Raw genomic sequence first — 12,781 nt, forward strand, 5'->3', positions numbered from 1 at the left:
CCCGCGTCCCCGCCCGCGTCCGCGCCCCGCCCCAGGGCAGCCACCCTGGTGACGACCCGGTGGGGCGGACCGGGGCCCCGGGATCACAGCAGCCCGTTCTCCCTGGCGTACAGGGCCGCCTGGGTGCGGTCGCGCAGGCCGAGGCGGCTCAGGACGCGGGAGATGTGGTTCTTGACCGTTCCCTCGCTGAGGTAGAGGCGGGCGGCGATCTCCTTGTTGGTGGCGCCCGCGCAGATCAGGCGCAGGACCTCCGTCTCGCGCGGGGTGAGCAGCTCCGGCGCCGGCACGCCCGCCGTCAGGCCCGCCGTGACGCTCTGGTCGAACTGGGCGACGCCCGCGTGCGCCAGGCGGACGGCCTGGGCGAGGGCGGCGGCGGGCAGGTTCTTGAGCAGGTACCCGACCGCCCCGGCGCGCAGTGCCCGGGTGACGTACTCGTCGTCGGCGAACGTCGTCAGCATCACCACCTTGCAGGCGGGCAGGACCCGCCGCAGCAGGGCGGTCACGGCCACGCCGTCCAGACCGGGCATCCGCACGTCCATCAGCACCACGTCGGGGCGGCGGGCCTGCGCCGCCTCCACCGCCTCGGCGCCGTCGCCGGCGCTGCCCACCACCACGACGCCCGGCTGGATGCCGAGCAGCGCGCAGATGCCCTCCCGCACCAGCTCCTGGTCGTCGACGACGAGCACCCGCGTGGCCGGGTCCTGCACCCCGGTCACCAGGGGACCCTCACCGTGAGCACGGTGCCGGCCGCCGAACTGCGCAGGTCCACCGACCCGCCGGCGAGGCGGAGGCGTTCGCGCAGGCCCGCGAGACCGAACCCCTCCTCGGCGCTGCCGAGCCCGCGCCCGTTGTCCGCCACGCGCAGGAGGGCCCCGTGCTCCTCGTAGGCGACATCTACACGGACCTGTGTGGCCCCGGAGTGCCGGCAGGCGTTGGTCAGTCCCTCCTGCGCCGCCCGGTACAGCACCAGCAGCGGCCGGCGTTCGGTGCCGGACACCTCCAGGGTGATCCGGCCGCTGCCCCCGTCCAGGTGGTGCACCAGGTCGGTGAGCGCACGTCCGAGGCCGGCCGGCTCGGACTCGGCTTCGGGGCCGAGCGCCCGCACCGAGGCGCGCACCTCGTCAAGGGCCTGGTGCGCCGACCACCGTGCGTGGGCCACCGCCCGCGCGGAGGCGGCCGCGTCGAGCGAGGCGAACGCCTCCGCCTTCTCCAGCTGGATGCCGATCGCGGTCAGGTGGTGGCCGAGGCTGTCGTGGATGTCGCGGGCCAGCCGGTTGCGCTCACGCGCCGCGGACAGCGCCGCCACCTGGGCGAGCGTGCCCTCCAGGCGGGCGCGGGCCTGCTGCTCGCGGACGGCCACCGCTGCCATGGCCAGGGCCAGGACCACCCCGAGGGCGAACATCAACAGGTCGGAGATGTACTCGGCCCGCACCTCCCAGTGCGGGACCCGGACGGTGAAGACCCCCGCCAGCACGGCCACGCAGCCGGCGCCGAGCACGACGGACACCGTGCGCCCGTACACGAAGAACGCCAGGAACGGCAGCAGCACGAACAGCACCCGGGACAGCCCGGACGGGTCGAGCGCCGCCACCGCGCCCAGCAGCACCGCCCTCACCGCGAACACCGCCCCCGGCGCGACCGGCCACTCCCGCGCGTCCAGGACCGTCAGCGCGCAGAGCAGACCCGCGAACCCGAGGGCCCGCACCCCGAGTCCCGGCCCGATCGCGGCGTAGTAGACACCCCCGAACAGCACGGCGCCGTACAGGACGGAAGGTATCCAGGGCACCGGTCGCGTCATCGGGCCTCCCCACGGGCTCACGCGTCTCCCCACTCCCACCGCGGGCAGCCTACGCAGCGGGCGCCGGACCGGAAGCCGCCGTCCCACATCCTGGCCACAGGTCATGTGCCCTTCGGCCACCGGCCTCTGGCCGTCCCGCACTTACTCCCGCGGACCCGCGCTTCCTAGATTCGGCGGCGTCCCGTCACCCACCGAGAGGAGAACGGCGTGCTCCGCCGTCTCGCGGTCGTCCCGCTGCTGCTCACCACCTGCCTCGCCGCCCCCGCGGCGGCCGCCGACGCCGCGGCGCCCCCCGCGGCGACCGCCCGCCACCCGGGCCCCGCCCCGGCCGGCTGCGCCGACGTGCACGTCCCGGGAGCCGCCTACACGGTCTCCGCCTGCCTGGCCGACCTGACCACCACGGGGACCGTGCCGACCGGCCACACCGACCCCGCCGACTGGGCCGGCCTCGAGGCGCCGGGCACCGTCACCCCGTCCGGCGTGCCCGGCGTCCAGGTCGACGGCTACTTCCCGGACACCTCCACCACCAACACCGACCACGGCTGGCACCACGACAGCCAGTTCGTCGTCCGGCTGCCCCGGCACTGGAACGGCGGCCTGGTCGTCGCCGGCCCGCCGGGCGTGCGCGAGCAGTACGCCAACGACCGCATCATCAGCGACCAGGTGCTCGCCAAGGGCTACGCCTACGCCGCCACCGACAAGGGCAACACCGGCTCCGAGATCTACCGGGACGGCGAGCGCCCCGGAGACGCGATCCTCGAATGGCACCGCCGCTTCGCGGAGCTGACCCGGGCGGCCCAGCGGACCGCCGCCGCGTACTACGGCCACGCCCCGCGCACCACGTACGCCGCCGGGCTCTCCGCGGGCGGGTACCTGGTCCGCTGGCAGCTCGAGCACTACCCGCGGCTGTACACCGGCGGCATCGACTGGAACGCCCTCACCTTCACCCGGAACGGCAGCCTGCTCACCACCCTCCCGCCCGCGCTGCGCGCCTACCCCCGCTACCGGGCGGGGGACCCGGACGCGCACGCCGAGATGCTCGCGGCGGGCTATCCCGCGGGCTCGGAGGCGCTGTGGGACCACCACTACCGCACCCAGTGGGACTTCCTGCAGCGGGTGATCCGCGAGGAGGTCGACCCCGGGTACGACGGCGCGGCGCAGGCGGGGACCCCGTTCTGCCCGGCGGGGACCGGCGCGGGCTGCGACACCGACTACGACTTCGCCTCCCGCCCCGCCGCCGTCCACCGGGCCGTGGACCGGATCGCGCTGAGCGGGCGCATCCAGCGGCCCCTGATCAGCATCCAGGGCACCCTGGACGTCCTCACCCCGCCGTCCGCCTTCGGCGACGTGTACCACCGCATGGTCACCGACGCCGGACGCTCCGCCCTGCAGCGCTACGTCCTCGTCGCCGGCGGCACCCACACCGACGGGCTGGTCCCCCTCGCGCCCGGGACGCTCAAGCCGATGCTGCCGTCCTTCGTCACGGCCTTCGCCGAGCTGGAGGCGTGGACCCGGCACACGCCCTGATGCCGGGGCGACGTCACGCGGGGGCGCCGAGCGGGGGGTGGTCGAGCACGCGGGGCCGGTACTCGACCAACTGGATGCGGCCGTCGAAGGTGCGCGACCCGGTCATCTCCAGGGCCACGTCCGGATAGCCGTCGTAGATGCGTTCCTCGCCCGTGGCCCCCGTGATCACCGGGAACATCACGACCCGGAAGCGGTCGACGAGTCCCGCCCGCAGCAGCGACCGGCTCAGGCCGAGGCTGCCGAGCGTGCTGAGGAGTCCCGGGCCGCTCGCCTTCAGGGCGCGGACCGCCTCGACGGCGTCGTCGCGGACGAGCGTGCAGTTGGCCCACGTCAACGGCTCCTCGAGGGAGGAGGAGAACACCACCTTGGGCGCCCGCGCCAGCTCGTCGAGGGACGCCTCCTCCTCGGGCCGGAAGCCGTCCTCGCCGGGAGGGATCTCGCCCGTGGCGAAGCCCGACATCAGGCGGTAGGTGTTCGCTCCCATCAGATACGTGGCCGAGGGCTGCTCGCCGAGCCACGCGAGGTACTCCGGGCCCTCGAGGCCCCAGAACCCGGGCCATCCCTCTCCCGACGCGTATCCGTCGAGGGTGGTGATGAAGTCGACCAGAAGCTCCGACATGGCGGTGTCCTCTCCCGTGGGTGTCACGAGCCTGGACCGACCGCGAGCGGAAAACTCATCGGACGCGCCGGGCGGGGACACGGCGGTGCGGCGGGCGCCTTCGACAGGAAGCACCCGCCGCACCGCCGTGAACCCGCGGCCCGGGCGTCAGGACGCGCGCGGCCCGGTCCAGTCGGCGGCCACGTGGCCCAGCCGCACCCGCTGCGGGTGGTCGCCCACGGGCACGGAGACGACCTTCTGGCCGGTGGCGAAGTCGATCGCGGTGACCTGGTCGGCGCCGCTCTCGGAGATCACGCAGTCCCGCCCGTCGCCGCTGACCGTCGCCCAGTACGGCTTGGACGCGCTGACCAGCGGCCCCTGCTGGAACGTGGCCCGGTCGACGACCACGGCGTAGTCGTCCATCGTGCCCGCCACGCACAGCTTGCTGCCGTCGGGCTTCATCGACAGGCCGTGGTGGCGCGAGTCGTTGACGAACGTGGTGCGGTCGTCGCTGGTCGCCGGGTTCTTGGGCAGCGTCTTCGTGCGGGTGATCCGGTCGGTGGCCAGGTCGTACTCGAAGAAGCCGTTGAAGAACGACACCTGGAAGTACAGCCTGGACTCGTCGGGCGAGAAGACCGCCGGGCGCACCGCGTCCGAGTAGTCGCCGAGGCCGATCGCGTCCAGCCGCTGGCGCATGTCGATGGTCCTGACCTGCTGGAAGGTGGTCGCGTCGACGACCGTGATGTGCCGGTCGCCCTTCGTCCAGTCCAGCCAGGGGGCGTCCAGCGAGGTGTTCACGTCGCCGATCGCCATGTTGTAGATGTACTTGCCGTCCTTGGTGAAGATGTTCTCGTGCGGCTTGTCGCCGGTCGCGAACGAGCCGACCTGCTTGCCGGTGACGATGTCCAGGACGTGCACGGTGTTGGACGTCGACGCGGAGACCGCGACGCGCTTGCCGTCGGGGGAGACGGCCATGTGGTCGGCGCGGTAACCCGACACCGGGAAGCGCCAGTTGACGGCGCCGGTGGCCAGGTCCAGGGAGACGACGTCGGCGAAGCTGGGCCGTGAGACGACCACCGAGGTGCCGTCGGGCGTGGAGTACATGTCGTCGGCGAACTGGTCGTGTCCTTCGCCGACGCCGTTGCGGATCGCCTGGAAGTAGATCCACTTGATCGGGTCGGCGTTGATCTCGGCCATCCGCGCGGCCTTGTCGGGGATGACGTCGATGCGGCCGATCTTCGCGAAGTCGCCGGTGGACCTGATGACGTCGGCGGTGCCGTCCCAGTTGTTCCCGACGAACAGCACCTCGCGCAGGGCGGCGGCGTCGGACGCCGCACCGGCGGCGGTGGCGGCGTTCGCGGGGGCGGCGACGGTCAGGGCGAGGGCGGCGGCCACGGAGCAAAGGTGCCTGGGTCTGAAGGCAGGCATGTGTGCTCTCTTCCTCTGGGGGGCGGCAGGAGCGGGGCAGGGCACAGCGGCTCGGTCCGAATCTGAACACCGCTGCGTTCAGAGTGGACTTACTGGAAAGTAAGGAAGGGGCGCCCTTCGCCACAAGACCGCGTGCAGGACAAAATCGGGAGTCGGACGGACGAGGGAGGACCAGTGGCGGGCAGGCTCAGGGCCCCGACCGGCCGGTACGCAGGGAAGTCCGCCGCCGAGCGGCAGGCCGAGCGGCGCCGGAGGTTCCTGGACGCCGCACTGGAGTTGTTCGGCGGCGCCCCCGGCTACCGCGGCACCACCGTCGCGGCGCTCAGCGAGGCCGCCGGGCTGTCGACCCGTCAGTTCTACGAAGTCTTCCGCACGTTGGAGGACGTGCTCGCCGCCCTGCACCTCCAGGTCAACGACTGGGCGGAGGAAGCCGTTCTGACCGCCTTCGCCGCCGCCCGCGACCTGCCGCTGGAGGAACGGGTCACGGCCGTCTTCCGCGCCTACGCGGGCAACGTCACCGCCGACCCGCGCCGCATCCGCATCACGTTCGTCGAGATCATCGGCGTCAGCGCCCGCCTGGAGGAGCAGCGCCTGGCCCGCCGCTCCCGCTGGGTCGACCTGATCTGCGCCGAGGCGACCGCCGCGGCGGCCCGTGGGGAGGCGGCACCCCGCGACTACCGGCTGGCGGCGACGGCCTTCATCGGCGGCGTCAACGGCCTGCTGCACGACTGGAGCGCGGGCTGGGTGGAGGCGGCCCTGGACGAGGTGGTCGACGAACTGGTCCGCCAGCTCCTCGGCATCCTCCGGCCGCAGGGCTGGCGTTCGGAAGGGTCGCGGAAAACCTGAGGACCTGTCTCACCCGCCGTGGTGAGACGGCTCAGGCCCGTCCCAGCCGCTCCACCGCCTCCACCACCCGCCCGACCCCGTCCTCCGCCCGCACCCGGGCCGCCAGCCGCGCCGCCCGCTCGCGGTGGCCCGCGTCGCCGGTGGCGCGGGTCAGCGCGGCCGCGAGGGCGTCGGCCGTGAGCCGGCGCAGGGGCAGTGCCCGGGGGGCCACACCCAGGCGCACCAGGCGGTCCGCCCAGAAGCCCTCGTCGAACTGGACGGGGACGGGCACGGCGGGTACGCCCGCTCGGATCCCGGCCGCCGTGGTGCCGGCTCCGCAGTGGTGGACCACGGCCGCCGTCTCGGGGAAGAGCAGCGCGTGGGGGACCTCGTCGACGGTCAGCACGTCGTCGCCGTCCGCGCCGAGACCGGCCCAGCCGCGCTGCACGATCCCGCGCAGTCCGGCCCGCCGCAGGGCCCGTACGACGTCGGCGCTCAGCCGCCCGGGGTCGGGCACGGTCGCACTGCCCAGCCCGACGAACACCGGCGGTGGCCCCGCGTCCAGGAAGTCCCGTACGGCCGCGGGCAGATGCGTCGTGTGGTCGTAGGGCCACCAGTAGCCCGTGACGTCCAGGCCGGGGCCCCAGTCGCGCGGCGGGGGCACCACCTGGGGGCTGAAGCCGTGCAGCAGCCGGTCGGGCGTCGGTCCGAAGGCGGCGGCGCGGCCCAGCCGGGCGCGCAGCCCGGGCAGGGCCGGGCCGAACACCCAGCGCACCGTCCGCTCCAGGCCGCGCCCCGCGATGCGGTTGCCGAGGGCGCCGTAGGAGCCGCCGCCCAGCAGCGGGGGAGCGAACTCCCGTGTGGCCGTGACCGGTTGCAGCGGCAGGACCAGGCTCGGCAACCGCAGGCCCGCCGCGACGGCCTGGCCGAGCGGGGCCACCGAGGCGGACAGCAGGAGCAGGTCGCTGGTGCGGGCCGCGGCGATCAGGTCGTCGGTGATCCGACCGACCAGTGACCGCGCCAGGGCGGCGGCGCGCAGCAGCTTGCCCGCCCCGCTCCCGCTGCGGTGCAGCCCGCGCCCGCGCTCCGACTCCAGTTCCGCCCGCGGATCCACCGCCAGCGCGTGGAAGCCCACCCCCGAGCCCCGGACCAGCGGCGCGAACCGCGCGTGCGTGACCAGGGTGACCTCGTGCCCCGCGCGCACCAGCCCGTGGCCCACCCCGGTGAAGGGCGCGACGTCGCCCCGGGACCCCACCGTCATGATCGCCACTCGCACGAGGAACAGTATGGGGGCGCCAGGCCCCGCCGGGCAGTGCCGTCGGCGCCCGCACCACGCGGCCGGCCGGTTCGGGCCCTGCCCGCAGCGTTGACTTCGTCCCCGGACGGTCCTACGGTCGGCGCGCGCCCGGGTTCGGTGAGCCGTGCCGCGTTCGACATGAGGAACAACTCGACCCGAGGAAGGGTCCCGAACGGCCCGTCCCGTCGGCTCCGGTGCGCCGGCGGGACGGGCGCCGTTCAGACGCCGAGCTGCCGGGCCGCCGCGGTCACCGTCTGCTCCAGCAGCGTGGCGATGGTCATGGGGCCGACTCCGCCCGGCACCGGGGTGATCAGCGAGGCGCGCTCCACGGCCGAGTCGAAGTCGACGTCGCCGACGTTGCCCGCGTTGTAGCCGGCGTCGACCACGACCGCCCCCGGCTTGAGGTCCTGCCCCCGGATGAGCCGCGGCCGGCCCACGGCGGCGACCACGATGTCCGCCTCCCGCACCGCCGCCGACAGGTCCGCCGTGCGCGAGTGGCAGTACGTCACCGTGGCGTCCCGGGCGAGCAGCAGCATCCCGGCCGGCTTGCCGAGGATCGCGCTGCGGCCGACCACCACGGCCCGCCTGCCGGCCGGGTCGACGCCGTACGCGTCGAGCAGCCGCATGATCCCGCCGGGCGTGCACGAGACGAAGCCCGGCAGGCCGAAGCTCATCGTCGCGAACGACGCGAAGGTCACGCCGTCGACGTCCTTCTCGGGCGCGATCGCCTCGAACGCCGCCCGTTCGTCGATGTGACGGCCCATCGGGTGCTGGAGCAGGATGCCGTGGACGGTGGGGTCGGCGGACAGCGCGCGCAGCGTGCCGACCAGCTCCCCGGTGGTCGTGGTGGCGGGCAGCGCCACGTGCCGCGAGTCGATGCCCGCGGTGCGGCAGCGGTTCTGCTTCATCCGCACGTACGTCACGGAGGCCGGGTCCTCCCCGACCAGCACGGTCGCCAGGCAGGGCGTCGTACCGGTGCGTGCGGTGAGGTCGGCGGTTCTCTCGGCGGTCTCCTCGACGATGCGCCGGGCGAGCGCGGTGCCGTCCATGAGCCGGGCCTGCGACATGGGTGTCCTCCTGGGCGGATCGGTCGGTGTCGCCCAGGCGCACGGCATGTCGGGTGTCCGGGCCGCTCCCCGGTGGTGCTCCACCTCAGCGCCAGTCACGGCCCGCCCCCAGCGTAACCGAGGACCCCCAGCCCCCCTTCCGCCGGACCGGGCCGGTGCCCCGCCGCAGGAGTGCGGGCCGGCCGGGCGGTGACCCGGACCGGCCCGCGGGTGCCGTCACTCGTCCCAGGCCTGGATCATGACCTGGTCGACGATCTTGCCGTCGCGCAGCGTGGTCATCGACTCGGAGAGCACGCGGACGCCGTCCGGGTACTCACAGGACTCGCAGTAGGCGGCGTGGTCGCCCTGCACCACGCACTGGTCCAGCTTGTGCGTCATGTCCCGGCTGTAGACGTCGTCGAGCATCTCGGCGATCGCGGCCCGGCCCCGCACCACCTTGGGGTGGCTGGGCTGGGCGGTGCGGTCGACGATGCGCAGCTCGGCGTCGTCCGCGTAGAGCGAGAGCAGGGTGTCGCCGGTGTTGCCTTCCAGTCCCCGGCGCAGGGTGTCGGCGTCGAAGGACGAGCCGGTCGCGGTGTCCATGGTGACCTCCTCGGAGGGCCGCGGACCGAGCGGACCGGGCCGTGCGGCCCTCACCTCAGAGCGTCCTCCCTGCCGCGGGACCCGGCAAGCCCGCGGCCCGTCCTGCGCCTCACGGGTGAGCGGCGACCCGCGGCCGTGTCCCCGGGGCGCCCGGGGGCGTTGCTGAGGGCATGATCTCCACTCGACGCATCGTCGCCGCAGCCTGTCTCGCCGTCGGGGTCACGGGTCTCGCCGCGCCCCTGGCGAACGCGGCCGACGCCAAGGACGCGGGTCGGCTGAGCCCGCTGACCCTTCTCGACTCGCTCGCCGCGAGCGAGCTCCCCGCGCAGCACCGGGGCGAACTGCCGCCGGTGTCGGCCCAGTTGAACGAGCTCAACAAGGTGAAGCAGCTGCAGAGGGTGAGTGAACCGGTGTACCAGATCGCCGGCCTGGTCGCCCCCGTCACCGGACTGCTGCCGTCGGTGCACGCCTGACCACCGCACCTCCCCGAGGGGGCCGCCCGCACACCGGGCGGCCCCCTAGGTCGTGTCCGCAAAGTCGCGCCTGCCCCACGGCGCCCGGCACGCTCCCCCACGCTCGGCTTCGCTCACGCGGGAGGTGCCCCCACCGCCGCACCGGGCGAACACCCGCGTACGGCCAGTACGCGGGCGTCCGCCCGGCACGCCGAGAGCACGCACCGGACGCCGCAGGGCCCGCCCTCCGGGCGGATGACGCGACTTTGCGGACACGACCTAGGCGTGTCCCGCCCCGGCCGACCGGTGCAGGGACCGCCACCGGTCCGCCCCGCGGCACGACCACCCCCCGGCGTGACCCGGTGCGTCCGGTGATCCGTTGCGTCTAGGGTCGGAGCCGGATGTCGAACCACGACGACCGCGACGAAAGGGGCAGCACCATGGCGCAGGAAGTGCGCGGCGTGATCGCACCGGGCAAGGACGAGCCGGTACGGGTGGAGACGATCGTCGTACCCGACCCGGGGCCCGGCGAGGCCGTCGTCCGCGTGCAGGCGTGCGGGGTCTGCCACACCGACCTGCACTACAAGCAGGGCGGTATCACCGACGAGTTCCCGTTCCTGCTGGGGCACGAGGCGGCCGGCGTCGTGGAGTCGGTGGGCGACGGCGTGGGCGACCTCGCGCCCGGTGACTTCGTGATCCTCAACTGGCGGGCCGTGTGCGGTCAGTGCCGCGCCTGTCTGCGCGGGCGCCCGTGGTACTGCTTCGACACCCACAACGCCCGGCAGCGGATGACCCTCGCCTCGACCGGCCAGGAGCTGGCCCCCGCGCTGGGCATCGGCGCCTTCGCCGAGAAGACCCTGGTCGCGGCCGGACAGTGCACCAAGGTCGACCCGTCCGTCTCCCCGGCGGTCGCCGGCCTGCTCGGCTGCGGGGTGATGGCCGGCATCGGCGCGGCCATCAACACCGGCACCGTAGGCCGCGGCGACTCGGTCGCCGTCATCGGCTGCGGCGGCGTCGGCGACGCGGCGATCGCGGGGTCCCGCCTGGCGGGCGCGGCGAAGATCATCGCCGTGGACATCGACGACCGCAAACTGGACAAGGCCCGCGCCCTGGGCGCCACCCACACCGTCAACTCCCGCGAGAGCGACCCCGTCGAGGCGATCCGCGAGCTGACCGGAGGCTTCGGCGCCGACGTCGTCATCGAGGCGGTCGGCCGCCCGGAGACCTACCGGCAGGCGTTCTACGCCCGTGACCTCGCCGGCACCGTCGTCCTGGTCGGCGTGCCCACCCCCGAGATGAAGCTGGAGCTGCCGCTGCTGGACGTCTTCGGCCGCGGCGGCGCGCTGAAGTCCTCCTGGTACGGCGACTGCCTGCCCTCGCGGGACTTCCCCATGCTGATCGACCTGCACCTCCAGGGGCGCCTGCCGCTGGACGCGTTCGTCACCGAGACGATCCGACTGGACGAGGTGGAGCAGGCGTTCGAGCGGATGCACCACGGCGACGTGCTGCGCTCGGTGGTGGTGCTGTGATGGCCGCCCGCATCGAACGCGTAGTCACCTCCGGGCAGTTCACCCTCGACGGCGGCACCTGGGACGTCGACAACAACGTCTGGCTGGTCGGCGACGACCACGAGGTGATCGTCATCGACGCCGCCCACGACGCGCAGGCCATCGCCGAGGCCGTCGGCGACCGGCGGCTGACCGCGATCGTGTGCACCCACGCCCACAACGACCACGTCAACGCGGCCCCCGCCCTCGCCGACCTCACCGGCGCCACCATCTGGCTGCACCCCGACGACCTGCCGCTGTGGAAGCTGACCCACCCCGACCGCGACCCCGACGCGCACCTGGTCGACGGGCAGGTCATCGAGGCCGCCGGCGCCGACCTGACGGTGCTGCACACCCCCGGGCACGCGCCCGGCGCGGTGTGCCTGCACGACCCCGGTCTCGGCGCCCTGTTCACCGGCGACACCCTGTTCCAGGGCGGTCCCGGCGCCACCGGGCGGTCGTACTCCCACTTCCCGACGATCATCACCTCGATCCGCGACCGGCTGCTCACCCTGCCGCCCGCGACCGAGGTCTTCACCGGGCACGGCGACGGCACCACGATCGGCGCCGAGGCCCCGCACCTGCAGGAGTGGATCGACCGGGGGCACTGACGGCCGACCGGGTGACCCCGCCCGACCCGGAGGGGTCACCCGGAGAACCCCGCTCGAAAAGACGACAGAAGATGTCCGGCTTCCCCGGCACGCTGTGAGGCGACCGTACGCACGAGGAACACGGGAGGCCGGACATGCCGCAGTCGTTGCGGGGCAGGGTCGCGCTGGTGGCGGGCGCGACGCGCGGGGCGGGCCGCGGGATCGCGGTGGAACTCGGCGCGGCCGGCGCCACCGTCTACGTCACCGGACGCAGCACCCGCGCCCACCGCTCCGAGTACGACCGCCCCGAGACCATCGAGGACACCGCCGACCTGGTCACCGAGGCCGGCGGCGAGGGCATCGCCGTCCCCACCGACCACCTCGACCCCGCCCAGGTCCGCGCCCTCGTGGACCGGATCGCCGACGAGCGGGGCCGCCTCGACGTCCTCGTCAACGACATCTGGGGCGGCGAGCACCTCTTCGCCTTCGACACCCCCCTGTGGGAGCACGACCTCGACGACGGGCTGCGCCTGCTGCGGCTCGCGGTCGAGACGCACGCCGTCACCAGCCACCACGCCCTGCCCCTGCTGCTGCGGCACCCCGGCGGCCTGGTCGTCGAGATGACCGACGGGACCGCGGAGTACAACCGCGACCGCTACCGCAACTCCTTCTTCTACGACCTCGCCAAGGCGTCCGTGCTGCGCATGGCCTTCGCGCTCGGCCACGAACTCGGCCCGCGCGGTGCCACCGCCCTCGCGCTCACCCCGGGCTGGCTGCGCTCGGAGATGATGCTCGACGCCTTCGGGGTGCGGGAGGACACCTGGCGCGACGCGCTGGAGGAGGTGCCGCACTTCGCCATCTCGGAGACCCCGCGCTACGTCGGCCGGGCCGTCGCCGCGCTGGCCGCCGACCCGGACGTGGCCCGTTTCAACGGCCGGTCCCTGTCCAGCGGCGGCCTCGCCCGGGAGTACGGCTTCACCGACCTCGACGGCAGCCGCCCCGACGCCTGGCGGTACCTGGTGGAGGTGCAGGACGCGGGCAGGCCGGCGGACACGACGGGCTACCGCTGA

The 12,781-nt window shown here is 74.1% G+C and carries 13 protein-coding genes and 1 riboswitch; of the genes, 6 read left to right on the forward strand and 7 right to left on the reverse strand.

Translation table 11 applies throughout. The annotated features are described in order from the left end of the window. Positions 1-83 precede the first annotated feature (83 nt). Together E4U92_RS15265 and E4U92_RS15270 are read right to left on the reverse strand one after the other, a co-directional pair. Positions 84-716: a response regulator transcription factor gene (locus E4U92_RS15265; protein ID WP_137300914.1), complete on the reverse strand. Its 633-nt coding sequence runs from the start codon at positions 714-716 to the stop codon at positions 84-86. Beyond that, on the reverse strand, positions 713-1,798 hold the full coding sequence (locus E4U92_RS15270; protein ID WP_137300915.1) for a sensor histidine kinase: 1,086 nt from the start codon (positions 1,796-1,798) through the stop codon (positions 713-715). Before E4U92_RS15270 ends, E4U92_RS15265 begins: the two co-directional genes overlap by 4 nt. A 207-nt stretch (positions 1,799-2,005) precedes the next feature. On the opposite strand from E4U92_RS15270, the gene E4U92_RS15275 reads away from it, so the two are divergent. Next, a complete protein-coding gene (locus tag E4U92_RS15275) occupies positions 2,006-3,325 on the forward strand; it encodes a tannase/feruloyl esterase family alpha/beta hydrolase (RefSeq protein WP_137300916.1) in 1,320 nt (439 codons plus the stop codon). A gap of 13 nt (positions 3,326-3,338) precedes the next feature. On the opposite strand, the gene E4U92_RS15280 is transcribed toward E4U92_RS15275, so the two are convergent. Together E4U92_RS15280 and E4U92_RS15285 are read right to left on the reverse strand one after the other, a co-directional pair. Then, entirely contained in the window at positions 3,339-3,944 is a 606-nt protein-coding gene (locus E4U92_RS15280; protein WP_137300917.1) for a dihydrofolate reductase family protein, read from the reverse strand. A gap of 147 nt (positions 3,945-4,091) precedes the next feature. Then, complete coding sequence (locus tag E4U92_RS15285) at positions 4,092-5,351, reverse strand: YncE family protein (RefSeq protein ID WP_137300918.1); 1,260 nt, start codon at positions 5,349-5,351, stop codon at positions 4,092-4,094. A 174-nt stretch (positions 5,352-5,525) separates the two neighbouring features. On the opposite strand from E4U92_RS15285, the gene E4U92_RS15290 reads away from it, so the two are divergent. Next, entirely contained in the window at positions 5,526-6,197 is a 672-nt protein-coding gene (locus E4U92_RS15290) for a TetR/AcrR family transcriptional regulator (protein WP_137300919.1), read from the forward strand. Between the two features lie 31 nt (positions 6,198-6,228). Here the strand turns inward: E4U92_RS15290 and E4U92_RS15295 are convergent, their stop codons facing one another. The 3 genes from E4U92_RS15295 to E4U92_RS15305 form a co-directional block, all read right to left on the reverse strand. Then, positions 6,229-7,437 carry a glycosyltransferase gene (locus E4U92_RS15295; protein ID WP_137301127.1) on the reverse strand — a complete coding sequence of 403 codons (1,209 nt, stop codon included), beginning with the start codon at positions 7,435-7,437 and terminating at the stop codon, positions 6,229-6,231. A 254-nt stretch (positions 7,438-7,691) separates the two neighbouring features. Continuing rightward, on the reverse strand, positions 7,692-8,540 hold the full coding sequence (locus E4U92_RS15300) for a bifunctional 5,10-methylenetetrahydrofolate dehydrogenase/5,10-methenyltetrahydrofolate cyclohydrolase (RefSeq protein WP_137300920.1): 849 nt from the start codon (positions 8,538-8,540) through the stop codon (positions 7,692-7,694). Between the two features lie 24 nt (positions 8,541-8,564). After that, positions 8,565-8,649: riboswitch (ZMP/ZTP riboswitch) on the reverse strand. Between the two features lie 107 nt (positions 8,650-8,756). Next, the gene (locus E4U92_RS15305; protein WP_137300921.1) at positions 8,757-9,122 is read right to left on the reverse strand and encodes a nuclear transport factor 2 family protein; all 366 of its coding nucleotides are present in this window, start codon (positions 9,120-9,122) and stop codon (positions 8,757-8,759) included. A 170-nt stretch (positions 9,123-9,292) separates the two neighbouring features. On the opposite strand from E4U92_RS15305, the gene E4U92_RS15310 reads away from it, so the two are divergent. From E4U92_RS15310 to E4U92_RS15330, 4 genes are all read left to right on the forward strand, one after another. Further along, positions 9,293-9,595, forward strand: coding sequence for a hypothetical protein (locus E4U92_RS15310; protein WP_137300922.1), 303 nt, complete (start codon positions 9,293-9,295; stop codon positions 9,593-9,595). Between the two features lie 419 nt (positions 9,596-10,014). Then, positions 10,015-11,103 (forward strand): S-(hydroxymethyl)mycothiol dehydrogenase, encoded by a 1,089-nt coding sequence (locus E4U92_RS15320; RefSeq protein ID WP_137301128.1) that lies wholly within the window; start codon positions 10,015-10,017, stop codon positions 11,101-11,103. After that, on the forward strand, positions 11,103-11,732 hold the full coding sequence (locus E4U92_RS15325) for an MBL fold metallo-hydrolase (protein WP_137300923.1): 630 nt from the start codon (positions 11,103-11,105) through the stop codon (positions 11,730-11,732). Before E4U92_RS15320 ends, E4U92_RS15325 begins: the two co-directional genes overlap by 1 nt. 134 nt (positions 11,733-11,866) lie before the next feature. Further along, positions 11,867-12,781 (forward strand): SDR family oxidoreductase, encoded by a 915-nt coding sequence (locus E4U92_RS15330; protein WP_137300924.1) that lies wholly within the window; start codon positions 11,867-11,869, stop codon positions 12,779-12,781.

This window comes from Streptomyces galbus (assembly GCF_005280195.1).
GTDB classification, from domain to species: domain Bacteria; phylum Actinomycetota; class Actinomycetes; order Streptomycetales; family Streptomycetaceae; genus Streptomyces; species Streptomyces galbus.